The sequence below is a fragment of the Halovulum sp. GXIMD14793 genome (assembly GCF_054457435.1).
On record NZ_JBTLNE010000010.1, the window covers coordinates 44,727 to 67,814 of the forward strand.

At 58.0% G+C, this 23,088-nt stretch carries 23 protein-coding genes; 6 read left to right on the forward strand and 17 right to left on the reverse strand.

Translation table 11 applies throughout. From position 1 onward, the window contains the following. Positions 1-3: 3 nt before the first annotated feature. From ACW9UQ_RS04080 to ACW9UQ_RS04095, 4 genes are all read right to left on the reverse strand, one after another. A complete protein-coding gene (locus ACW9UQ_RS04080) occupies positions 4-1,380 on the reverse strand; it encodes a type II and III secretion system protein family protein (RefSeq protein WP_458929724.1) in 1,377 nt (458 codons plus the stop codon). A gap of 174 nt (positions 1,381-1,554) precedes the next feature. Further along, positions 1,555-2,409 (reverse strand): Flp pilus assembly protein CpaB, encoded by an 855-nt coding sequence (gene cpaB, locus ACW9UQ_RS04085; RefSeq protein WP_458929725.1) that lies wholly within the window; start codon positions 2,407-2,409, stop codon positions 1,555-1,557. A gap of 326 nt (positions 2,410-2,735) precedes the next feature. Further along, positions 2,736-2,909, reverse strand: coding sequence for a pilus assembly protein (locus tag ACW9UQ_RS04090; RefSeq protein ID WP_458929726.1), 174 nt, complete (start codon positions 2,907-2,909; stop codon positions 2,736-2,738). 209 nt (positions 2,910-3,118) lie between these two features. Continuing rightward, positions 3,119-3,547, reverse strand: coding sequence for a hypothetical protein (locus ACW9UQ_RS04095; RefSeq protein ID WP_458929727.1), 429 nt, complete (start codon positions 3,545-3,547; stop codon positions 3,119-3,121). A gap of 84 nt (positions 3,548-3,631) precedes the next feature. Between ACW9UQ_RS04095 and ACW9UQ_RS04100 the strand changes: the two genes are divergently transcribed. Both ACW9UQ_RS04100 and ACW9UQ_RS04105 read left to right on the forward strand, forming a co-directional pair. Further along, the gene (locus tag ACW9UQ_RS04100) at positions 3,632-4,516 is read left to right on the forward strand and encodes a lytic transglycosylase domain-containing protein (protein ID WP_458929728.1); all 885 of its coding nucleotides are present in this window, start codon (positions 3,632-3,634) and stop codon (positions 4,514-4,516) included. Beyond that, positions 4,516-5,937: a UbiA family prenyltransferase gene (locus ACW9UQ_RS04105; RefSeq protein ID WP_458929729.1), complete on the forward strand. Its 1,422-nt coding sequence runs from the start codon at positions 4,516-4,518 to the stop codon at positions 5,935-5,937. Before ACW9UQ_RS04100 ends, ACW9UQ_RS04105 begins: the two co-directional genes overlap by 1 nt. A 72-nt stretch (positions 5,938-6,009) precedes the next feature. Here ACW9UQ_RS04105 and ACW9UQ_RS04110 read toward each other — a convergent pair whose 3' ends face one another. The 4 genes from ACW9UQ_RS04110 to dapA all read right to left on the reverse strand — a co-directional run bounded on the left by ACW9UQ_RS04110 (position 6,010) and on the right by dapA (position 10,046). Beyond that, positions 6,010-6,747, reverse strand: a complete 738-nt coding sequence (locus ACW9UQ_RS04110; protein ID WP_458929730.1) for an SDR family NAD(P)-dependent oxidoreductase — start codon at positions 6,745-6,747, stop codon at positions 6,010-6,012. Next, the gene (locus tag ACW9UQ_RS04115) at positions 6,744-8,045 is read right to left on the reverse strand and encodes an FAD-binding oxidoreductase (RefSeq protein WP_458929731.1); all 1,302 of its coding nucleotides are present in this window, start codon (positions 8,043-8,045) and stop codon (positions 6,744-6,746) included. The genes ACW9UQ_RS04110 and ACW9UQ_RS04115 overlap by 4 nt, the downstream gene beginning before the upstream one ends. Then, positions 8,029-9,009, reverse strand: a complete 981-nt coding sequence (locus ACW9UQ_RS04120; protein WP_458929732.1) for a lysylphosphatidylglycerol synthase transmembrane domain-containing protein — start codon at positions 9,007-9,009, stop codon at positions 8,029-8,031. Before ACW9UQ_RS04120 ends, ACW9UQ_RS04115 begins: the two co-directional genes overlap by 17 nt. A gap of 161 nt (positions 9,010-9,170) precedes the next feature. Next, entirely contained in the window at positions 9,171-10,046 is an 876-nt protein-coding gene (gene dapA / locus ACW9UQ_RS04125) for a 4-hydroxy-tetrahydrodipicolinate synthase (RefSeq protein ID WP_458929733.1), read from the reverse strand. 162 nt (positions 10,047-10,208) lie between these two features. Here dapA and ACW9UQ_RS04130 point away from each other — a divergent pair, with 162 nt between their 5' ends. Further along, a complete protein-coding gene (locus tag ACW9UQ_RS04130) occupies positions 10,209-12,134 on the forward strand; it encodes a lytic transglycosylase domain-containing protein (protein WP_458929734.1) in 1,926 nt (641 codons plus the stop codon). Here ACW9UQ_RS04130 and ACW9UQ_RS04135 read toward each other — a convergent pair. Together ACW9UQ_RS04135 and mnmD are read right to left on the reverse strand one after the other, a co-directional pair. After that, positions 12,091-12,987 carry a DMT family transporter gene (locus ACW9UQ_RS04135; RefSeq protein WP_458929735.1) on the reverse strand — a complete coding sequence of 299 codons (897 nt, stop codon included), beginning with the start codon at positions 12,985-12,987 and terminating at the stop codon, positions 12,091-12,093. The genes ACW9UQ_RS04130 and ACW9UQ_RS04135 overlap by 44 nt on opposite strands. After that, a complete protein-coding gene (mnmD, locus tag ACW9UQ_RS04140) occupies positions 12,984-13,640 on the reverse strand; it encodes a tRNA (5-methylaminomethyl-2-thiouridine)(34)-methyltransferase MnmD (RefSeq protein WP_458929736.1) in 657 nt (218 codons plus the stop codon). The genes ACW9UQ_RS04135 and mnmD overlap by 4 nt, the downstream gene beginning before the upstream one ends. 48 nt (positions 13,641-13,688) lie before the next feature. Here mnmD and ACW9UQ_RS04145 point away from each other — a divergent pair, with 48 nt between their 5' ends. Beyond that, positions 13,689-14,780 (forward strand): NAD(P)/FAD-dependent oxidoreductase, encoded by a 1,092-nt coding sequence (locus ACW9UQ_RS04145; protein WP_458929737.1) that lies wholly within the window; start codon positions 13,689-13,691, stop codon positions 14,778-14,780. A gap of 32 nt (positions 14,781-14,812) precedes the next feature. Here ACW9UQ_RS04145 and ACW9UQ_RS04150 read toward each other — a convergent pair whose 3' ends face one another. Further along, on the reverse strand, positions 14,813-15,352 hold the full coding sequence (locus ACW9UQ_RS04150; protein ID WP_458929738.1) for an NADPH-dependent FMN reductase: 540 nt from the start codon (positions 15,350-15,352) through the stop codon (positions 14,813-14,815). A 182-nt stretch (positions 15,353-15,534) separates the two neighbouring features. On the opposite strand from ACW9UQ_RS04150, the gene smc reads away from it, so the two are divergent. Further along, on the forward strand, positions 15,535-18,990 hold the full coding sequence (smc, locus tag ACW9UQ_RS04155) for a chromosome segregation protein SMC (protein WP_458929739.1): 3,456 nt from the start codon (positions 15,535-15,537) through the stop codon (positions 18,988-18,990). A gap of 221 nt (positions 18,991-19,211) precedes the next feature. On the opposite strand, the gene ACW9UQ_RS04160 is transcribed toward smc, so the two are convergent. From ACW9UQ_RS04160 to ACW9UQ_RS04180, 5 genes are all read right to left on the reverse strand, one after another. Then, a complete protein-coding gene (locus ACW9UQ_RS04160; protein ID WP_458929740.1) occupies positions 19,212-19,736 on the reverse strand; it encodes a F0F1 ATP synthase subunit B family protein in 525 nt (174 codons plus the stop codon). Between the two features lie 4 nt (positions 19,737-19,740). Then, on the reverse strand, positions 19,741-20,283 hold the full coding sequence (locus ACW9UQ_RS04165; protein ID WP_458929741.1) for a F0F1 ATP synthase subunit B': 543 nt from the start codon (positions 20,281-20,283) through the stop codon (positions 19,741-19,743). A 92-nt stretch (positions 20,284-20,375) separates the two neighbouring features. Beyond that, positions 20,376-20,609 (reverse strand): F0F1 ATP synthase subunit C, encoded by a 234-nt coding sequence (locus ACW9UQ_RS04170; RefSeq protein WP_458929742.1) that lies wholly within the window; start codon positions 20,607-20,609, stop codon positions 20,376-20,378. A 33-nt stretch (positions 20,610-20,642) separates the two neighbouring features. Continuing rightward, positions 20,643-21,416, reverse strand: coding sequence for a F0F1 ATP synthase subunit A (locus ACW9UQ_RS04175; RefSeq protein WP_458929743.1), 774 nt, complete (start codon positions 21,414-21,416; stop codon positions 20,643-20,645). 13 nt (positions 21,417-21,429) lie between these two features. Further along, complete coding sequence (locus tag ACW9UQ_RS04180; protein ID WP_458929744.1) at positions 21,430-21,750, reverse strand: AtpZ/AtpI family protein; 321 nt, start codon at positions 21,748-21,750, stop codon at positions 21,430-21,432. Between the two features lie 225 nt (positions 21,751-21,975). Between ACW9UQ_RS04180 and ACW9UQ_RS04185 the strand changes: the two genes are divergently transcribed. Further along, a complete protein-coding gene (locus tag ACW9UQ_RS04185; protein WP_458929745.1) occupies positions 21,976-22,323 on the forward strand; it encodes an ArsR/SmtB family transcription factor in 348 nt (115 codons plus the stop codon). On the opposite strand, the gene ACW9UQ_RS04190 is transcribed toward ACW9UQ_RS04185, so the two are convergent. Continuing rightward, positions 22,317-23,018 carry a hypothetical protein gene (locus tag ACW9UQ_RS04190; protein ID WP_458929746.1) on the reverse strand — a complete coding sequence of 234 codons (702 nt, stop codon included), beginning with the start codon at positions 23,016-23,018 and terminating at the stop codon, positions 22,317-22,319. The two genes, ACW9UQ_RS04185 and ACW9UQ_RS04190, sit on opposite strands and share 7 nt — an antisense overlap. Positions 23,019-23,088 lie beyond the last annotated feature (70 nt).

A 23,088-nucleotide genomic window follows, 5' to 3' on the forward strand; every position in this document is an offset into this window, starting at 1 on the left:
ATTTCACTCCATCACGTAGCCGTAGGAGCCCTGGAAGTCTTGCTTGGCGACATCCTGAGCCACTGTTGAACCCTCGACTCGGCCATTCCAGAACAGCTCCATCTCGGTCGGAACGCGAACCCGGTCGGTCGGCAGTGCAAGCACGTCGCCGTCTGTTGGGGTCACGAGGTGCGGTGTAATGATAATCACCAACTCACTTTGTTTGCGCTGGTAACTTGTAGAACGGAACAGTGCTCCCAGAACTGGAATATCCCCCAGCCATGGAACCTGACCGATCGAGTCGGTGAAATCATCTTGCAGAAGACCTGCGATTGCGAAACTCTGACCGTCACGCATCTCAACGGATGTCGCAGCTCGCCGAACACTAAGTCCCGGGAAACCGGCAATACTAACCGCTGTGTCGATCGAGCTTACTTCTGTTTCCAATGCAAGACGGATCAGCTTTCCATCTATAACAGTTGGTGTAAAGATCAACCGTATCCCGAACTCCTTAAACTGGACGGTAGTTTCTCCATCATCGCTGCGAGCAACAACCGGAAATTCCCCGCCTGCTAAGAAAGTTGCTTCTTCACCTGAAACCGCGACAAGGTTTGGTTCAGCAAGTGTGCGGACCATGCCTTTTGTCTCCAACGCTTCCAGCATAGCGTTGACTGCCAGATTGCCAACGTCGAAGCCAGCTGCAACACCGCCCCGGCTTTCTGGTTGAAAAGTAGCGGTTCCATTGGTGAGATTGACCCCAGCCGTGGCATTCTTTGCACCAAAAGCTAAACCAGTTCCAGCAATGCTCAGACCAATGCTCGCATCAATCGACTTAGCAACACTACGGCTCATCTCTGCAAACCGTACCTTCAGCATCACCTGCTGGGTACCACCGACCATCATCAGGTTGGTTACGCGGCCCGGCGCATAACGCTCGGCCAGTTCCAGCGCACGAGATACTTTACGAGCACCCGAGACACGGCCAGACAGCACGATGCCGTCATTTGCTGTGCGGACCTCAATTGGCTCGTTCGGAAGGATGTCGCGCAGACGCTCTTTGAATTCAGCCAGATCTGGGCTGACACGAACGTCCACGTTGGTGATCAGCTCACCTTCCTGACCAAGGATAGTCAGGGTTGTACGACCGGGCGTCTTGCCCAGAACGTAGATGGTGCGCTCGCCCAGTGTTGCGATATCTGCAATGCCGGGATTGGCGACTGACAGTTCCGCAAAGGGACGATCCGCTTCCATAACAACGGCGCGATTTACCGCGACGCTAATGCTGTTGGAGGTTGCCCCCCGAAGTACTTGCAGCACGCTTTGTGCGCTTGCAGGCGCAACAAGAGGTGCTGACAAAGCAAAACCAAGAAGGCCTGCCTTTATCATTTGGTTCCAAGTCATGATTCCTGCCTCTCAAAAACCACTTGTGTAGTGCCCCCGACCGTTCATGCAGCAGGGGTGCAACTACGAAAGTGCGAGAGTTTTTAAATTAACACAAGAATCAAAGTGTTATACGCGCGAATTGATGTGGATAAGTCACACCTGTTGTTTTCGCCTTGCTTTTTAGAGCCAAAATCACTCGGTGGGACAGGCCACTTCTTGTTTAATAACCTCAACGCCGCGGCGAACGTTCTGGAAGCACTTCTTCTCTTCTTCAACAACGACTTCTTCAATGCCAAGAAGGTCTTCCTGCTTCACTTCAAGAATCTCACCAATGATCGTCTCTTCTTCTGCGCCTCGCAAAGCGAGCGACAGACGCCCCGTAGCTTGGGCCTGTGCGAGAGTTGCGACAACAAGCGGGGAGACTTCTACGGTCACGGTGCGGGCGACGGTTGGGCGTTTGGCATCCTGATCAGCGCTTTGGTCGATAGCGATCAGGTCGACGCCTTCGAGAATAAGCTTGGTAACAGGCGCGCCACCGCCATTAATACCGCCACCGCCCTTGCGACCAGACCAGTAGATGTCTACGCGGTCACCGGGCTGCAAAAAACCTGATACACCTGTTGTCACATCAACTTTGATAGTAAAGGCGCGCATGCCACGGGACAGGCTGGACGAAACACCTGCGTCCTGACCAAACTTGGTGACTTTCGTCGCGGTGATCAATTCACCTTCTTCAATGGTTCGCAAAATGGCGCGAGGGGCTGTATCCTCGTCGCCAAAGAGGTCTTCCATTGAGGTGAAGCTGTTTTCGGGCACGGCTTTTACCGGAAACTGCACCTCTTTCACGTGCTCTTTCTTCAACTGCTGGCCATAACGAAGATTGGTCGCAGCAAGAATGACAGGCGTCGTATCAACGACAAGGTCGGCGCGGGCTTGTAGCCTGTGGTTATCTGCCTGAACTTTCTTGAAATGATCCATTCCAAGATATGTGGCAAATCCGGCAATGCCTATGCCGATCAGAAATACCAAAGCGAAGACGATACGCATGGGGTGTCTAGCCTTTCAAACTTGATTTAGCCCTGCGCAAAGCGCAAGTCTCCAAAGGGCACTATAGTCTGAGTCTCGTGTCTTTGTCGAGATATCAAGACGAATGCGGTGAACGGTCGGATTAACCGAAAAGACGATTGGAAGGATATCAACATACGCGGAGCACTGTTTTCAAAAGAGTGGCCAGCACCACCCTTTTGAAGCAGTGACAAAGAGCTTATAGCGTTTTGTGAAAAACCTGAAGCATCTAACGCGGGCTGAAACCCGAAATTTTAACGCGTTAGATGATGTGTGAGGCCTCAGGTGTTTCGCGAGTTGCGCTAAGATCACGCCTTAGTCAGCTCGTTATATATATCCGTTGCGGCTTCTTTCACGCCGTCCCGTAGCAGCAAAACGACAGCGACAGCAATGACTACGATAGCGGCAGTCAATACGACCCAGTCAACAGTCACCGCACCCTCGTCTTCGACAAAGGTTTTCTTAAGTTTGAACAGCTTCATATTTGTTACCTCCAAGGAACATCCACAAGCTTAATTTTGCCTCATCGTCAAAAGCTACGAGGCATCTTGAGCAAAACGCCAGACGGAAGTAACGCCAGTTAAAATCAAGTTTCCAGACCAGCTTGACACAAAAAGGGCGGCAACCAGCCGCCCTTCTAAATCAAAATTCAGGAGACCTGAATCAACTCGACGCTAAGTCGCAGCTTCGATCAGTTGATCGCGCCGGTCAGCTCTTGATAGATGTCGGTAGCAGCTTCTTTGATACCGTCGCGCAGCAGGGCGATAACGGCAACAGCGATACCAACGATAGCTGCGGTCAGAACAACCCAGTCTACGGTTACTGCACCATCTTCATCTTCGACGAAGGTCTTTTTCAGCTTGAACAGTTTCATATTCTTTCCCTCCAAAGGAAATCCACAAGATTTACGTCCACCTTGCTGGCCACGGTCATCCGCGACCGAAAGGCTTCTCAGCGAACACTTGAGAATTAACAGGCCAATTCGGGCGGAAATTGGACAGAAATCGTGTCTTTTTTGCATCATGCGCCTTGTGGATTTAAGTGTTTGATAAATATATGTAAATTTTTCCGAATCCGGCATTTTTAGATTTTTGAACAGTTCTTTTGGGGCAAAATACATGCGAATCTGCCCCCAAATGTGCAATCGTAGCAGTAAATCAGGAAACGCTTGCCTGAGAATGAGGCCTCGATAGAATCATAAAAAATGGACTGGTTCAAAGTCCATAAGAATGAGGCAGAAGCAGTGATTTGTAAAAACATCACCATAGCGGTGTTGGCAGCGGCATGTTTGTTGCCATATCCAGTGAAAGCCGAGGAGCCGCCAGGCGGCTTTACATTCAAGCGAGTCACTCCGCTCCCGTCGACTGGTGCCAAGCGACTGATTTCCATCCAGGTGGAACCGCCTAAAGAGGTGAAGCGCGTTCTCGATCATGTCATCGACCTGCCCGATGAGGAAGAGAAGCCTGTACCGAAACCGGTCTATGCCCAAAGTGATGACTGGTTCTGGGCCAATGTTTCCCCAGACCTGAGGGACCGGGGTTTTGGCAAGTTGGTATTGGCAGGGGCTGTGCTTGCGGGTGCGCCTGATCAGGCTAAACCGCTGTTCCCTTCATCGCAGCGGCTGCGCAAGATTGTGGACGCTTATGGCGTTGATATCCTGAAAGCGACATCGGGTACTCAGGTGTCTCCTGCGCTTGTTGTTGCTGTCATCTCAACAGAAAGTGCCGGCAATCCGGAAGCAGTCAGCAAAGCGGGGGCGGCGGGGCTTATGCAACTCATGCCCGCTACTGCGAAACGCTTCGGTGTAGAGAAAAGAACCGATCCGGCGCAGAATATTGCCGGTGGTGTGAAGTATCTGGACTTTCTTCTGGACCGGTTCGACGGTGATGCAGTGCTGGCTCTGGCCGCGTATAACGCTGGTGAAGGTGCGGTGGATAGGAATGGTGGTGTTCCAAATTACAAAGAAACCCGGGGCTATGTGCCTAAAGTGGTCGCAGCCTGGGAACGTGCACGCATGATGTGCATGATCCCGCCAGTCCGTGCCACTGATGGCTGCCTGTTCGCCGGGCTCAAGATTGCGTCTCAGTGATGTCCGATCCCGATGAGAGCAAGGTGCCGCTGGTTGTCGATCTCGACGACACGCTTTTGCGCACCGATCTGCTCTATGAGTGTTTCTGGAAAGGCATGGGCAGCGATCCACTGGGGACGTTACAAATTGTGTGGAAAAACTGGGGCGACCGCGCGCGACTGAAGGTAGATCTTGCGACCCTCGCCCAAAGCGAGCCGACGACCCAACCTGTGGATGAGGAAATCTTAGCCGTCTGCCATGCAGCCGCCGCCGAAGGGCGGGAGGTCGTGCTGGCCACGGCCTCGACCAAAGTGCTGGTCGAACCAATCGCTGAGCATATCGGCGGCTTCGATGCTGTTCTGACGTCAGATGAAAACACCAATCTGAGTGGTGAGGAAAAGGCCGCCGCGCTTGTCGAGCGCTATGGTGAGAGTGGCTTTGACTATGTCGGTGACAGTCTCAAGGATATCCCCGTCTGGCAGAAGGCGCGAAAGTGCCTGGTTGCGCGCCCGTCAGAGGCCCTGCCGGGCAAACTGGAAGAAGCCGGTCTGGCACCTGAGGTGATCGGCAGCCGCTGGCGCTGGATTGACTTATGGCGTGGGTTGCGGCCGCGACAATGGATAAAGAACATTCTGATGGTGCTGCCACTGATCGCGGCACATACAGCAGATGTCTGGTCGATCTTGGCTGTGGTGCTGGGCTTTGTCAGCTACTCAGCGGCCGCCAGTGCGATCTATCTGGTCAATGATCTGACGGATATCGATGCAGATCGGGCGCATCCGACGAAATGCAAGCGCATCTTTGCGGCCGGGCGCGTGCCGATCCGGGTTGGTATGGCAGCCAGTGTAGCACTGGGCTTGTTTGCGCTGACCATAGCAGCGCTGTTGGGCTGGGCGATGTTCATTGTCATTGGTTTCTATATTGTTTTGACCCTCGCTTATTCAATGCGTCTGAAGCGAGCGCGCTGGGTCGATATTGCAACCCTGGCCGGGCTTTATACGTTGCGGGTGGTGGCAGGCGCGGTGGCGACCGGTGTGCCAGCTTCGGGTTGGTTGATCGGGTTTATCTTTCCACTTTTCCTTACATTGGCCTGCGTGAAGCGGCTAACAGAACTGGCGAAAGCGACGACGGACGGGCCGGTGCCCGGGCGGAAATACAGCAAATCCGATCGCGGAGATTTGTTGAATGTTGCCATTCTTGCAGGGATTGCCAGTTGTGCCGTGTTTGTCGGCTATAGCTATTCGAGCGTCGCCCAGGTGCTTTATTATAGTGCTTGGCAATTGAGGTTGGCGGTTTTGCCCTTGGCTCTTTGGCTGACACGTATGATCTGGACGGGGTGGATGGGCAGTCAGGCCTATGACCCCATCGAGTTTGCGCTGCGAGACAAGTTCGGCCTTGCTTTAATAGCTATCGCAATGATCACTTTGGTTTGGGCAGTATGACATCTGGCGGGGGTGGGTTTCACCCACCCTACACGCAACCTCACTTGTAGGGTGGGTGAAACCCACCCTCCTTCATACCTGCAGCTTTTTGAAGATCCGCTCCGGGATGGTTCGGATGATCCCCATTATGCCAATCCAGAACCAGGGCGTGTAGATCACGTTGCGCTTCTTGCGCAGACCCTTTTCGATGTCACGTGCCACATCATCCGGGCTGGCAACCAGGAACATGCCATTCAGGCCCCAGGTCATGGCTGTATCCACAAAACCCGGCTTTACCGTCAACACATGCACACCCTTGCGACCCAACCGGTTCCGCAACCCTGCAGCAAAAGTCTGAAACCCGGCCTTGGCCGCGCCATAGGCATAGTTTTTCAAGCGCCCGCGATCCCCGGCAACCGAACTGACAGCAACGATCTGGCCCGCACCGCGATCTTCCAGAACCGGCGCGGCCTGTAGAAGGAATCGCGCAAGGCCCGCAAAATTGTCAGTTACGACGCCATCCATCAGAGCGGCATCGGCCTCGACCTCTTCCTGTGGCGGCATAGAACCGGCAAACACAGCAATACCGATCTGACCGTCATGCGTTCTTGCGGCGTCGATAATTGGCCCGAATGTCGTAGCATCCCTTGTGTCAAAGCGCATTGGCGTAATATCCGCTGTCCCGCGCACGGTCAGGTCGGCAGCGGATTTCGCCAGATCGTCCTGATCCCGGCCTGCCAGAATAAGAGAGGCACCCGCCTCAGCCTTGCGGCGGGCAAGGGCACGCGCCATGGCTGAGGATGCGCCAAGGATGATCCAGATCTCGTTCATGCTTCACCCCTTAGCTCAAGCCGACGGACAAGGTCTGTGACAAAGGTGCCCTTGGGGTCAGCATCGCGGACCGCGGCGCGCCAGTCATCCATTTCAGGATACATACCCGCCACCTGCGCTGCCGTTGCCAGCGAATCCTTGGTGAAGTAAATCCGGCCCTCGGCCGCCTTGGTCATGTCGATCAGCCGCTTGACCAGATCGCGCGCCGTGTCGCGGTTGGGGAAATCGACCGCGAGCGTGTAGCCTTCCATCGGGAAAGACAACATACCAGCGCGGCCAGCCCCCAGCTTTTTCAGCACGGCGAGCGGCGAGGCAAGGCCCGATTCACCGATGGCCTGCAGCATATCGCGCAGTACATCCGGTGCAGGTTCAAACGGTACCACGCATTGAAACTGATGAAACCCGCGTTTGCCGTAAAGCCGGTTCCAGTCGCTGATTCCGTCAAGCGGAAAGAACAACTTATCGAGGCTGCGTGACTTGATCCGTCCGCCCTCGGGCACACGCCGCCAATACATAGTATTGAACATCTTCACGATTGGTTTTGCCATTGCAAAGCGGGGCGCGTTGAAGGGCACCGAGCGGCGATCCAGTTTGGGATGATACGGTTCTTTCGATGCGCCGAAATGCGCCTCTTCCAGAATGCCGCGGCCCATATACTCGCCCTTGGCGGTCGCATCGATCCAGCCGACATTGAACGGTGCCTCGGACGCATCGAACGCTGCCAGAAAATCGGTCAGTGCATTGATGCGCCGCTCTGTCAGTTCCACGAAACCTGACGGGCACGGGGCCAGCTTGATCTTGGCGCTGGCAATGATACCGGTCTGCCCCATGCCGCCGACGGTGGCCCGAAAAAGCGCCGTGTCCGGCAAAACGGTCTGATTGGTGCCGTCAGCCCCTATCAGGGTTAGGCTTTCCACATGCTCGCCAAAGCTGCCCGCCGCATGATGGTTCTTGCCATGCACATCCGATGCGATGGCCCCACCCAGCGTTGCGTGTGCTGTTCCCGGCAGGACGGCTGGCATCCAGCCCTTTGGCGCAAGCAGACGCAAAATTTCGGACAGTTTGATACCGGCCTCGGCCTCCAGCAGCCCGGCTTCGGCATCAAACGATAGAAACCGGTCCATCCGGGTCATGTCGGTGATCACACCGTCATTATTCAGGGCGGCATCCCCGTAAGAGCGGCGATTGCCTTGAGCTGGTCCGGCAGCCGAGGAAAGACCGCGCTCGGGCCGAGCGATATCGCCGGTGGCGGTCAGAACCCGACCCCAGCCGGTATAAGTATCATGTTTGAGAGGCATAGGTTCCTCTTGCGGCGCTACGTGTTGCAAATGGGAATACAACGGTTCCGATGGCAATAGCAAACCATAGCGTTGTCAGGCGGATAATCGCTGTTGCGGGCAGAGATACCTCCAACGGCACGCCTTGCACGGACAGGAGGGCAACCATTGCCACCTCGGCCCCGCCAAGGCCGCCCGGCGCGCCGGTGGCGCCGCCGCCCAGCGTCGCGATGATGAAAATCGCCACGGCGGTCCAAAGGCCGATATCTGACCCCAGCCAAACCAGCAGCAAATGGAAAGAATAGCCCTCTGCGAACCAACCGATGCCACCAAGCAACAGCGCAGGCCAAAGCACACGGGCTTCGGAAAATGGGGCCAGGGTCCGGGCCGCCTGCCGCAGCTTGGCAAACAGACGCGGCCAGCGCCCAACAATTTTCCACATCCGGGTTACGCCCCAAACCGCCAGGCTGGACCTTGTCACCATCAGCGCCACCAGCACCGCAGCAATGGCCACAGGGATACCTGCGCCGCCACCTGAGGCACCCAAGGCCAGACATAATGCCAATAGCAGTCCGATGGCTGCGAGGTCGGCTGCGCGATCCACAAGTGCCAGAGGGGCCGTGCGTTCCAAAGCCAAGCCGGTCTCTTGCCGCAGCCAGCGCAACCGCACCAATTCCCCCAAACGCCCCGGGGTTACGGTCATCGCCAGCCCGCCCAGATAATGCCGCAGGTCTGTCGCAAGCCCCGAAGGTATCTCCAGCCGCAGGGTGAACAGATGCCAGCGCAAAGCGCGCAGCAGGTAGTTAAAGAATGCCAGCGCCAGCAGAATCAGAAATTGCTGCAACCCGATCCGCTGCAGGGAGGCCAGTGCCTCCTCCCATCCGGTGGCAAAGGCCAGCACGATCAAACTGATCACCACGCAAGCAAACAGAAACAATGTGAACCACAGATCGCGGCGCTTGGGTTGATTGGCGGTGCGTGTCATCTGCCTGTCTCAGCGGGGCGCCACAAAGCTCGGTCGATATCATCATCCCTCAATACAGCAACACCGCAAGAAAGAGAACTTTGCTGCAGGTCGATCATATCCACCGGGGCATTTTTGTCGCGGATTTTACGAAGCGGCCCAATCGGAAAACCGTAAGCGCCCTAATTTACCAAGTCGGCATGCCGCATTGCGGCGCGCATCATGTCTTTTGTGCTATCCTCAACACCAACCAGCGGGGAGCGGACTTCGTCTGTGCACAGGCCAAGTTCGGACATCCCGAACTTGACGGGGCAGGGATTTGGTTCGGCAAAGCAGGCGCGGTGCAGGGGCAACAGGCGGTCCTGATAGGTGGCGGCCGTGGCGAAGTCACCCTTGGCCATAGCCGATTGAAATTCGGCACAAAGGCGCGGGGCGATATTGGCGGTCACCGAGATACAGCCGACGCCGCCATGGGCGTTGAAGCCCAAAGCGACGTCATCATTGCCGCAGAGCTGAATGAAATCCGCCCCGCAGGTGGCGCGCTGGTCCGAAACACGGCCGACATCGCCAGTGGCATCTTTTACGCCTGCGATATTCGGCAGCTTTGCCAGTTGCCCCATCGTTTCCGGCGTCATGTCGATGACCGAGCGGCCAGGGATGTTATAGATCAGGATCGGCAGTGATGTTGCGTCGTTCAGGGCCTTGTAATGGGCATAAAGGCCGCGCTGGCTGGGCTTGTTGTAGTAGGGCGTGACGACCAGCAGACCATCGGCGCCGACTTTCTTGGCGTGCTCGACAAAACGGATCGATTCTGCCGTGTTGTTGGATCCCGCACCGGCAATCACAGGGATGCGCCCGGCAGCCTGTTTTACGATCACCTCGATGCAATATTCATGTTCTTCATGGCTCAGCGTCGGGCTTTCGGCAGTGGTGCCAACCGCAACAATCCCGCTGGAGCCTTCCTCGACATGCCAGTCGACCAGGTCCTTCAGCGCCTTCTCATCCACGGCACCGTTTCGGAACGGGGTGATAAGGGCGGGGATTGATCCACGAAACATGACTGAAACTCCATTTGACGCACCACCATTGATGCGCCGCGCAACCTAACGGCGCTTTGATCGGGCGGCAAGGATAAGGGTGCAGACGCGCGTGCTTACTCGTGCTAAAGTCCCCTCAAACGGAGCCGGATAACCGGCCAGGACCAGAGCAGGTTAGACAGAATGCGATACAGACCGCTTTTGTGGGCGCTTTTGTGCCTTGTTGCAGGTGCCGCACAGTCGGCAGACCGCGATACGCTGATCCGAATGATGGATGCGATTGCGCAGCGCGATTATCCGCTTGCGCGGGAAGCCGCGCGCGAAACCCGTGATCAGGTGGCGCTTGATCTGGTGACCTGGCATCAGTTGCGCGCCGGGCAGGGGAGCTGGGCCGATTACACCGATTTCCTAAGACGCAATCCCGATTGGCCAGGGCTGGCGCTGATGCGTCGCCGGGCCGAAGCGGTGATGCCCACCGACCTGCCGACGGAGGCGAAACAACGCTTTTTCCGCTCTGGCGCACCGCAGACCGGGCGGGGCGCGCTGCTGCTGGTATCTACTCAGAATACGGAACTTGCGAAACGGACGGTGATTGGTGCCTGGACCGAGAAACGGTTGACCCAGGCAGAGCAGGCGGCCTTTTTGCAAGCCTATGGCAAGGTGCTGAAACCGCATCATGCAACACGGCTGGATAATCTGCTGTGGGAGGGTCACACCAAAGAAGCCGAGGCGATGCTGCCGCTGGTCGGCAAAGACAGGGCTGCGCTGGCCAAGGCACGCATTGCTTTGCAGCTTGAAAAGAACGGCGTGGATGCCTTGATCAAGGCTGTCCCGGCGAAATTGCAGGGCGATGCCGGGCTTGCGCATGATCGGTTCGCCTGGCGGATGCGCAAGGATCGCTATGATCCCTCCGAAACCCTCCTTAAGGAGCGCTCGGTCAGTAAGGAAGCATTAGGCCGACCCGAGGCCTGGGCCTATCGCCGCCGCCTGCTGGCCCATCGGGCCATGCGGCAGGGCCGTGTGACAACAGCCTATAATCTGGCCAGCCAGCATTTTCTGACCGAAGGGTCCAGTTTTGCCGAACTGGAATGGCTGTCGGGCTACATCGCCCTGACATATCTGGGCAAGACCGAGCGGGCGGTCGCGCATTTCGAACGCTTCCGTCTGGCGGTGGAAACGCCGATTTCCCTGGGCCGTGCAGGCTATTGGCTGGGTCGCGCCTACGAGGCAGAGGGCAATAGCGGTGCGGCGAAATCCGCCTATGGTTATGGTGCGGCCTATCAGACCAGTTTTTATGGTCAGTTAGCGGCAGAGCGTGCCAAACTGCCGGTTGATCCTTTGATGGCGAAAAGTGGCGGTTTGCCGGACTGGAAATCGCGGCCCTTTGCGCGCTCGACCCCGGTGCGGGCAGCGTTGCTGCTGCGTGAAGCAGGCGATCATGTGCTGATGCAGCGCTTTATCCTGCATGTGCAGGAAAGTCTGGATGTGAATGACAGCCTTGCGCTGGCCGCGATGTCGATCCAGATCGACCGGCCCTTTGCGGCTGTCAAGATTGCCAAACGTCTGGCGCGCAAGGGGCTGGTCCAGCCAGATGCCTATTACCCGATCGCGGATACTCTGCGCCATCGTTTGCCGGTGGATCAGGCGCTTGCCAATGCCATCGCCCGGCAGGAAAGCGAGTTGAACCCTTATGCGATCAGTCCTGCTGGCGCGCGTGGGCTGATGCAGTTGATGCCCGCCACAGCCAAGAACGTCGCCAAGCAGATCGGTGTCGACTATGACCGGGCCCGGCTGACGCAGGATCCTGGCTATAACTCGCAGCTTGGGACGCAGTATCTGGCGGATATGCTGGAGCGTTATAACGGGTCGATCATCCTGGCGGCGGTCGCCTATAACGCGGGTCCGCACCGGGCTGATCGCTGGATTGCCGAATATGGCGATCCGCGCGCGCCTGAGGTCGATTCGTTGTGGTGGATTGAGAACATTCCTTATGGTGAGACGCGCAACTATGTGATGCGGGTCATGGAAAGCCTTCACGTCTATCGTATGCGCATCTCAGGCAAAGTCACGCCGATCGGTCTTCATAAGGAGCTTGGCGTAAGCTTCTGACATGCGTCCGCCAGGCGGTATAAAGGCCAGCCGATATGATCAGTGCGGCACCGGCGAGGGTCCAGATTTCCAACGTGTCGCGAAAGACGGTGATCCCAATGGTCGAGGCAAAGACCAGCTGAAAATAGGCCAGTGGCTGAATGGAAGACGCCTCGGCCACCTCATAGGCCCGGATCAGCAGGTAATGTCCCAACGCGCCGGATATGCAAAGAACGCCCATCCAGAACCAATCCTCCAGCCCTTGCATCGGCGTAAACCAGAACGGTGCGATCAGTGTGATCGCTACAGCACCGGATGTCCCGGTATAGAAAAAGCTGGTCGCTGCATTATCCCTGCGTCCGACATAGCGGGTCATCAACCCATAGACCGCAAACATGACGGCAGCGGTCAGGGCGATCAGTGCCTCCGGGCTGAAGGCCTTGATGCCCGGGCGCAGGATCAGAAGCATGCCGACAAAGCCGATGCCGATGGCCCCCCAACGCCGCCAGCCGACCTTTTCGCCCAGAACTGGGCCTGACAATGCGGCGATGATCAGCGGATAAGCAGCAAAAATGGCATGGGCCTCGACCAGACCCAGCAAAACGAACCCCAGCACCATGACGCAGATTTCCGCCACCAGCAGCACGCCGCGCCCGATCTGCAGCCAGGGATGCGCTGTTTGCATCACCCGGCCAAGCCCGCCTTTTTGGCGCGCGCTTAGGGCTATGACAAAGGCGGCGAAGAACCAGTATCGGATCATGACGACGGTCAGGATGTTATATTCGTCCGCCAGATGCCGCGACACGCCATCCTGCAGGGCAAAGACCAGCGTTGTGGCCAGCATCAGAAAGACCCCCTGTCGGTTATCCGTCATCGCAGCACCCCACGCGACATGTGCCGTTTGCCGGCGAAACCGGGCGCTCGGGTCACGTCAAACCCGGCGGCATGCAGCGCACGGCGCACATGGCCCGCAGCAGTATAGGTGGCGAAGGTCCCGCCTGGCGCGGTGTGACCCGCGACTTCGCGCATCAAGTCCGGTGACCAAAGTTCGGGGTTTTTGGCTGGGCTGAAGCCATCCAGAAACCAGGCATCTGCGATGTCTGTCCAAGCGGGCAGCGTTTGACGGGCATCCCCCCGGATCATGCGAAAGCTAAGGTTCGGGGCCTCCAGTTGATCTGCGCCATCCCGCCAACGCTCAAGGAACATCTCTGCCTGTTCGGCAATTTCGGGGAACGCGGCGAGCGCGCGGGCCATATCGTCGCGCGGCATGGGAAACGCCTCGAAACTGGTGAACCGGGTGGGGCAGGGCGCGATGGACCATAGCGCCAGCAGGTTCAGACCGGTGCCAAAGCCCAGCTCTGCAATATGAAAGCCGAGGCGCAGCCGCGCTGGCAGGTCATTGCCATCCAGAAACACATGGCCCGTTTCCGCCAACCCGTTGCCAAGCGAATAATACGGATCGTCGAACCGGGTTGCGACCGGCACGCCGTCTTTCCACTCTAGGCTTGGCGCGGTATTGTGGTTCATGCTCTAACCCCCGGACAACGCAGCATAGGCTGCAAGTCGGGGGAGGCAATGGACAAACGTGACGTCATCGTCATCGGTGGCGGTATTTTCGGTCTGTCCTGTGCCTATGCCTGTGCCGGGCGTGGCCTGTCTGTTCGGCTGGTTGAGGCGGCGCAGATTGCCAGCGGTGCCTCCGGCGGCATCGTCGGGGCGCTGTCGCCGCATGTGCCGGATGCCTGGAACCCGAAGAAAGCGTTTCAGTTTGAGGCCCTGATGATGGCCGAGGGGTTTTGGGCGCGCATCGCAGACCACGGCGACCCGGGCTACCGCCGCAACGGACGGTTAATGCCGATCCTGTCCGAAAACGCATTGATCCATGCAAAGGCGCGCCAACAAAGCGCCCCGGAGCTTTGGCGGGGACACGCGGAATGGCGGGTTTATCCAGCGGATCATGCGCCGGATCTGTTGTCCCCGCAGGCTGCACCCTTTGGCATTGTCCATGATACCCTGGCGGCGCATCTTTTCCCTATCGCCGCCTGTCAGGCATTGGCATCTGCGGCTGTGGCGCGCGGGGTTGAGATTGTCGAGAACTGGCCGGTGGCAGGGGTGTTGCCCGGCCGTGTTGTTGGCCCGTCCGAAATTCAGGCCGATACGATCATTGTTGCCGCCGGTGTGCCGGGGTTTGACCTGGTCGCGCCGGGCAGGGAGATCGGTACGGGGGTCAAAGGCCAATCGGCCCTGCTGGATACAGTGCTGCCCTCAACAAAGCCGACCCTGTTTGCTGACGGGGTGTATGTGGTGCCGCATGGCCAAAGAGGAACGGCTGTTGGCTCCACCTCCGAGAATGACTGGTCAGATCTCGGAACGACGGATGACCTTCTAGAGGAGGTGACGGAACGCGCGCGCAGGCTTTGCCCCGCAATCCGCAATGCCAAAGTTTTGACGCGCTGGGCCGGCTTGCGCCCCAAGGCGCGCCGACGCGACCCGCTGTTGGGACCGGTGCCCGATATGCCTGGCGTGTTGGCTGCCCTTGGTGGGTTCAAGATCGGATTTGGCCTTGCTCCGTTGGTCGGAGAAAAATTGGCTGATTTCGCCGAAGACAAGGCCCCGGATTTGCCGCCCAGCTCTACCTTCGCACACCACGTCGAGGGAATGCTGTAGGGTGGGTTTAAACCCACCCTACCAGATCAACGTTATGTCTCGGCTCTAAGCGCCTGCATCAGACCCTGAAGAAACTCATAGCTTGCCGGGTCTTTTAGACGTCCGCCCTCATCGAAGGCCCCGGATGCCCCTGCTATCATCACCTCAGGCTTGGGCAATACCCGTGCGCCCAGCGGCGTCAGGCAGTGCCGCAGCGAATATTGCGCCCGCTCCCCGCCGGAACGGCCCGCAGCCGAAGACAGGACCGCAACCGGCTTACCTTCAAAAGGACCTTCTCCGGTTCTGCTCAGCCAGTCCAGCGCATTCTTCAGCACACCCGGCAGGGCTTTGTTGTACTCCGGGGTCGAGACCACCACAGCATCAGCCGCTTTGATACCCTCTGACAGCGTCATAACCGCCTGCGGCACACCATCCGAAGCCTCAAGATCACCATCATAAAGCGGGAAACGAATATCCCCCAACTGGAACTCGCAGTCGCCAAAGGCCCTGGCCGCCTCTTTCACCAGCAGCGTGTTCGACGATGCCGCCCGTAGTGAGCCAGAGATGCCAAGAAGGATCGGTTTGTCCGCCATGATGTTCTTTCCATTGCCTGATTTCGCCTTGGTCCCGCTATCTAGCGCGTCTGATCACGCCGACAAGCGCACGATATATTGTGGATAATTTCCGCCAACCATCCACATAATGTGGAATTTCATTGACTCATAGCGGCCAGACCCGGAATCCTGTCCGGTAACCAGAATCACCAGCAGGTCATATGCAGTTTACCAAGCTTCGCCTTCTCGGTTTCAAAAGTTTCGTTGATCCGACGGAACTCATGATCTCACCCGGTCTGACCGGCGTCGTGGGACCGAATGGCTGTGGCAAGTCGAACCTGCTTGAGGCCCTGCGTTGGGTGATGGGTGAAAACCGCGCCAGCGCCATGCGCGGTGGCGGGATGGAGGATGTGATCTTTGCCGGGGCCTCCAGCCGTCCGGCCCGCAACACGGCCGAAGTGACCCTGCATCTGGATAATTCCGACCGTCTGGCACCTGCGGGGTTCAACGATACCGACCAGTTGGAAATCATTCGCCGCATCACCCGCGATGCCGGATCTGCCTATAAGACCAACGGCAAGGATGTCCGTGCCCGTGATGTGCAGATGCTGTTTGCGGATGCCTCCACCGGTGCTCATTCCCCTTCGCTGGTGCGGCAGGGCCAGATCTCGGAACTGATTAACGCCAAACCCAAGGCCCGTCGCCGCATTCTGGAAGAAGCGGCCGGGATCTCGGGCCTGTATCAACGCCGTCACGAGGCGGAGCTGAAGCTGCGCGGGGCAGAGACGAACCTGACCCGGGTCGAAGATGTTCTGGAAAACCTTCAGACCCAATTGAACCAGCTGGCGCGTCAGGCCAAACAGGCCGCCCGCTACCGCGAAATTGCGACCGAGCTGCGCAATTCCGAAGGCTTGCTGCTGTATCGGCGATGGCGCGAGGCAGAGCTTGAAAAGCTCGCTGCTGAAGAGGCCCTGCGCGAGGCACTTAAACTGGCCGCTTCGGCGCAGGGTGAGGCCAGCGCCAAAATGCGCGCCCGGGAAGAGGCGGAAACAAAGGTCCCGCCCCTGCGCGAAGAAGAAGCCATTGCCGCCGCTGTTTTGCAGCGCCTTATGGTCGAGCGCGATACCCTGAAAGATGCCGAAACCCGCGCCCGCGACACGATTGAGGCCCTGAAAGCCCGCATCGCCCAACTGGGGCGTGACAAAGACCGTGAGGCCGGTCTGAACAGCGATGCCGCCGAGATGGTCAAGCAGTTGGATTGGGAAGCTGAGCAGATCGCCAAAGCTTCCGAGGGTCATGACGAAAAACTTGGTCTCGCCAAGGAAGAGGCGACCGCCGCCGCCGCAGCGCTGCAGGAAGAGGAAAGCGAACTCGACAAACTGACCGAGGATGCGGCCCGTCTGGTTGCCCGCCATCAGGCCGCAGAACGCCGCGCCGAGGAAGCCGCCACATCGCTGGCCAAGGCGCAGGAAAACTCTGCACAGACCGAGGCTGCGCGCACCGAAACCGTACAGGAACAAGAAGGCGCAACCGCACGCCTAACCGCTGCGACAGCCGCGCAGGAAGCTGCCGTTGCCGCAGCGGCGACCGCAGAAACCGACCTGACCCAGTCAGAAACCGCCCGCGCCGAAGCTCAGGCCGCCGAGGCGGATGCGCGGGCAGAAATGTCCGAAGCCGACGGTGAAGCGCGCTCTTTGACAGCCGAGGTTTCCGGCCTGGAACGTCTGATCGCACGCGAACAGGGTGATGGCCCGCAAATTCTGGACGAGGTGCGCGCCGCCAAAGGCTACGAAGCCGCCCTTGGAGCGGCCCTGGCCGATGATCTGAAAGCCCCGAAAATTGCCGCTGATGGCGCGTCGGGCTGGGTGGAACTGTCCCCTTATGATACTCTGCGGCCTCTGCCCGGTGGGGCGACGCCCTTGGCGGGACATGTCACCGCCCCCGCCGCGTTGTCACGCCGGTTGGCCGAGGTGGGTCTGATTGATGCCGCAGATGGCCCACGTTTGCAGGACCAGTTGTTGCCCGGACAGCGACTGGTCAGCCATGATGGTGACCTATGGCGCTGGGACGGCTTCCGGGTTGCGGCGGCCGATGCGCCATCATCGGCCGCGATGCGTCTGGAGCAGATGAACCGGCTTGAGGATCTGCGCGCCGCTGCCACGACTGCCGAAGCCACCGCCAGCAAGGCGCGCGAGGCGCATAGCTCTGCCCGTGATCGTCTCGAAGCGGCGCAATCGACCGAACAGACCGCCCGCCAGACCCGGCGTACCGCAGATGAAGCCGCGACCGCAGCAATGCGCGACGTCTCCCGCGCCGAAAACACCGCCGCGTCGCTGGCCACGCGGCTCGAAACACTGAGCAATGCGCTGGCGCGCTCCCGCGAGGATGTCAATGCCGCAGAGCTTGCACAGCGAGAGGCCGCACAGGCAATGGCCGAGTTGGGCGATATCGAAGCCGCCCGCGACGCGGTCGAACAACGCAAGGTCGCCGTTGAAGCGGCGCGTCTGGCCATGATCTCCAAACGAGCGATGTCGGATGAATTGCGCCGTGAGGGCGAGGCGCGTGTGCGCCGATCCCAGGAAATCTCGCGTGAGGTGCAGGGCTGGAAAACGCGGCTGGAAAACGCGGATAAACGCGTTGCTGAACTCGATACCCGCATTACCGAAAGCGAAACAGAATTGACGGCTGCAACCGCTGCACCGGACGAGATCACGGCCAAAACCGAAGCGCTGGCAACCAAGATTGAAGAGGCCGAGACCCGCCGCAAGGCCGCTGCCGATGCACTCGCTGCGGGTGAAACCGCACTTCGCGACGCCGAAGCCGCCGAGCGTGCCACCGAACGCAGCGCAGGCGAAGCACGCGAGGCGCGCGCCCGGGCCGAAGCCATGGCCGAAGCGGCCTCGGAACGCGAAACGGCGGCTGCCGAGCGTATCGAGGAAGAACTAGAGGTTACACCTCAAAAACTGCTCGAAACGCTCGACGCTGATCCGGAAAACATGCCCTCGGCCGAGATGATCGAAAACGACGTCAACCGTCTGCGCCGCCAGCGCGACGCCCTGGGCGCGGTCAACTTGCGCGCCGAAGAAGACAGCCGCGAAGTGCAGGAAGAATTCGACGCGCTATCGACCGAAAAGAACGACCTGGAAGAGGCCATTGCCAAGCTGCGACACGGCATTTCCAGCCTCAATCAGGAAGGCCGCCAGCGGCTGTTGACCGCCTTTGAAGAGGTCAACAGCAATTTCAACAAGCTCTTCAAGACACTGTTTGGCGGCGGGGATGCCAATCTGGTCCTCGTGGAATCCGATGATCCGCTGGAAGCTGGGCTTGAGATTATGTGTCAACCGCCGGGTAAGAAACTCGCCACCCTGTCGCTGCTATCGGGTGGCGAACAGACCCTGACGGCCCTCAGCCTGATCTTTGCGGTATTCCTGGCCAACCCATCACCGATCTGTGTGCTGGACGAGGTCGACGCGCCACTGGATGATGCCAACGTGACCCGTTTCTGCGACCTTCTGGATCAGATGACCCAGGAAACCGACACGCGTTTCCTGATCATCACCCACCATGCCGTCACAATGGCCCGTATGGATCGCCTGTTTGGCGTGACCATGGCAGAACAAGGCGTCAGCCAATTGGTCTCGGTCGACCTGAAACGCGCCGAAGAACTGGTCGCATAAAGCTTCATGCGAAAAACCTGAATCATCCAACGCTGCCTCATGTCTCAGGTATTTCGCAAGACGCCATAACCCAGCCTTCATTGTTCCCAAAATATCCCCGCCGGAGGCATGGCCCCCAAAGGGGCCATTCGCACTTTGCCGGGCCGCTTCAAAGCCCTGATATACAAAAAAAGACGCCCGGCAAAACCGGGCGTCTCAAAACCTATCATCAAGGCCAGGGATCAGTGCAGGCGCGCACCCACATCCTTGATCGCCTCATCAATCAGCTTATTGGCATCATCAGCTTTCAGATTGTCCGCGATGACCTTTTGTGCAGCGCGCACAGCAACATTAACGGCACCATCCTGAACTTCTTTCACCGCCGATTGCTCGGCAGAGGTGATCCGGTCAAGGGCTGCTTGCAGACGACGGGCAACGCTTTCCTCGATCCCCGCCTTGGCCTCTTTTGCAGCATTCTCGGCCTCTGCCTTGGCAGATGTCACGATGCTTTCAGCCTGTTCGGTGATCTCACGCTGCTTGCGCTCATAGCTGGCAAGCAGGGTCTGGGCCTCCTCGCGCAGGGCGCGGGCCTCCTCCAGTTCGCTGCGGATACGCTCCGCACGGGCATCAAGTAAGGAAGCAACCTTGCCCGGAACTTTCAGAAACACCAGCACTGCGATGAACAGCAGAAAGGCGATCAGAACAACAAAGTCTGTGTTGTTGAGGTTAAAGCCGCTTCCGGCCAGCGGCAACAGGGTCGGTGTCATCGCCTTATCCCTTCATGGCCGCGCCGACGGCGGATTTGACAGCGGCCTTGTCGGCCAGCCCCGGGGTTAGTTTGTCGACAATGGCTACAGCAGCGTCATTTGCCACCTCAGCAATGCTGGCGACGGCCCCTTCGCGGATTTCCGCGATCCGGGCCTCAGACTCTGCCGCTTTCGCCGCAATCTCGGCATCGGCCTTGGCTGTGGCGGCGTCCAGAACTTTCTGAATTTCGGCCTTGGCCTCAGCGGCGATACGCTGTGCTTCGGCGCGTGCATCGGCCAGCGCCTTTTCATAGGCTTCCTCGGCCTCTTCCGCCTTCCGCTTCAGATCAGCGGCGGCTTCAAGGTCATTCGCCATTGCTTCATGCCGATCCTCGAGAACCCCGGCAATGCGGGGGATCGCGATGCGGCTTAGCATCAGGTACAGCAGAACTAGTGCTAGCAAGAACCAGAAAATCTGGCTCGGAAAGGTGGAGAATTCCAGCTGTGGCATGCCAGAGGCGTGCTCTGCCGCACCGGCTGCATGCTCCAGCTCTTCACCGTTTTCCATTTTCGTCTCCTTCAGCGGGCCGGTTCAGGACCGGCCCCGGATGCAGCCCGACGGATACGGACTGCAGGAACGATGTGATCAGTCGATGCAACTCAGCTATACATCAGCAGAAGGGCAACGAGGAACGAGAAGATCCCCAGCGCTTCGGCGAATGCGATACCGATGAACATGGTTGCTGTCTGACCAGCAGCGGCAGCCGGGTTGCGCAGGGCACCAGACAGGTAGTTGCCAACAACGGTACCCACACCGATGGCTGCGCCACCCATGCCGATCGAGGCCAGACCGGCACCGATCATTTTACCCATTTGTACGAGTTCGCCTTCCATGACAGTTCTCCTTTGATTGGAATGGCTAAGATTTCAGTGACCGGGGTGCAGTGCGTCGTTCAGATACACAACGGTCAGAATAGTAAAGACGTAGGCCTGGATCACGCTGACCAGCAGCTCAAGCCCATAGACGGCCGTGATCGCCAGGATCGGGGCGAAAGCAAAGATGCCAAGCGCGCCGGCAAACCCGGCGAACACCTTGATCACCGCATGACCTGCCATCATGTTGCCAGCCAAACGAATGGAGTGGCTGACCGGACGTACGAAATAGGAAATCAACTCGATCACCGCCAGAACCGGACGGATCACCAGCGGTGCTTCGGACACCCAGAAAAGTTTCAGGAAGGCCGTACCATTTCTGGCGAAGCCGATCACGGTCACAGCAAAGAAGACCAGCATGGCCAGCACTGCCGTCAGTGCAATATGGCTGGTTGTGGTGAAAGAGTAAGGCAACAGGCCCAGAAGGTTGGCGAAGATGATGAAGATGAAGATAGTAAAGATGTAGGGGAAATATTTCAGCCCCTCCTTACCAGTGATATCCTCGACCATCTTATGGATGAACCCATAGATCGATTCAGCAATCGATTGGGTCCGGGTCGGAACCATGGCCCGGCCACGCGTTCCGACGATCAGCAGAAGGAAAACAGCCAGAAGGGCAATCGCCAGCCAGAGCGTCTGGTTGGTGATCGTGTACCAGTTCACATGCTCGCCACCAAACAAGGGTTTGATAACGAACTGATCCATCGGATGGATGTTGAAACCACCTTCGGCGGCATGTCCAGCGGCTGCTTCGGCTTCGCGATCCATCGCACCGTCCCTTTTATCCTTCGGTCGATTTTGACCGTTCTTCCTGTTTCTGGAAGTCCTGCGCCGTCTGGATCATCACCCGAACTCCGGCAGCAAACCCCAGCAATGCGAACAACATCAGAAGAAAGGGCTGGGTGCCGAAAAGCCGGTCCAGCCCAAATCCGATGCCCAAGCCCATGGCCATGCCGACCACCAGCTCTGCCACCATGCGCCAGGCCAGCCCGGCACTTGTGTATTTGTTGGGCGCGACTGGCTTGGGTGCCTTCTCGGCCTGGATGGCCTCAAGGCGCTTTCCCAGCGCGTCCAATCTGTCTCCGTCCGGGTGTTTGGCCATTTCGGGACCTTCTCCGGGTCGTGTGACGTTGCCACGAAGCTAGGCTTGGCTCGCTTGGGTGTCAAGCAGATGAGTGGGTGTCTGGATTGGATTTAAAGTGCTGTAATTAAATAGTTTTTGTGGCGCAGTCAAATTTCCGCATTCTTGCGGTTGTCTACGGTCACAAAACTCATTTCATTTAACCAAATGGTTGATGATTCATCAGTGCCCCCCTAAAGCACCGGTATGACTTGTGCTCAGGACGCCAAACTTGACCGCACCTTCGCGGCTCTTGCTGACCCCACCCGCCGCCGCATCGTGCGTCGCCTGTTGCAGGGCGATGCGACAGTGACGGACCTTGCCGAACCTTTCGATATGTCCCTTGCTGCGGTGTCCAAGCATATCGCGACCCTGACCCAGGCCGGACTGATCACCCAGCGGCGCGAGGGTCGAACCAAGTGGTGCCAGCTTGAGGCTGACAGCCTGCATGAGGCGTCCATTTGGATGACGGCGTTTGGCAACGCCTCGCAACAGGATTTTGACCGGCTTGAGCAGACGTTACAGCAGCTTGGCCTTGTCGAAGAGGATCACTGATCAGGTGTTAAGACCATATAGAGATCCAGCGGCTCGTCGAAGTCGCATCTGATCTGTATGGCCAGAACTAAATTACTGTGAGTTCTACGCCACAAGCGATGATTGCGCCTCACTATGCAGGCATCCACCTCAAGGTACCCTAGCCTATGTTGCAGCAGTTCGTAGATGTTGTTCTCTCTGATCTGGGGGATGGCCTCACGTGATGCCAACAAACTTGCAGTGATGCGTGCGCTTAAGTCCTCAACCGTGATCTTTAGTTGCTCACCGTGATATGAAAGCTGAAGTTTCAGCGTATTGTCTTCGATTGAATATTTCAGGTGGCTTGTGTCCAGTGATTCACCCTCGTTGATCGGGCGTGCTGATTGTTCGCGCAGCACAGACATCATATCAACGGCAGACGGGACGGGCTTATCAATAACCATCCACTCTTCGTCATCACTCTCCCAGTTGACCTGCTCAAGTGTTTGGCGCAGAGGCCAGACGCTTTCTTCCTTGCCTGTGTCAATTGATTGCGAGATCAGGACTTGATCAACCTGTTGCATGTAGTAGCTGCCGTGATTGTACGACAGGCTGCGCATCAGAAAAAGATGGGTATCATTGATGCCGACAACCTGATCTGTAACAGAGACCATATGAGGCGGTGTTGCAAAAGCGAGAGTGGGCAGCATTAATATCAGGCTAAGAAGGTATTTCATGGGTCGCTCCCTTTAGGAATTGGTCAAAAGCGTCAGGCGACGCAAATGGCCGATCTGCAAGATAGTTACG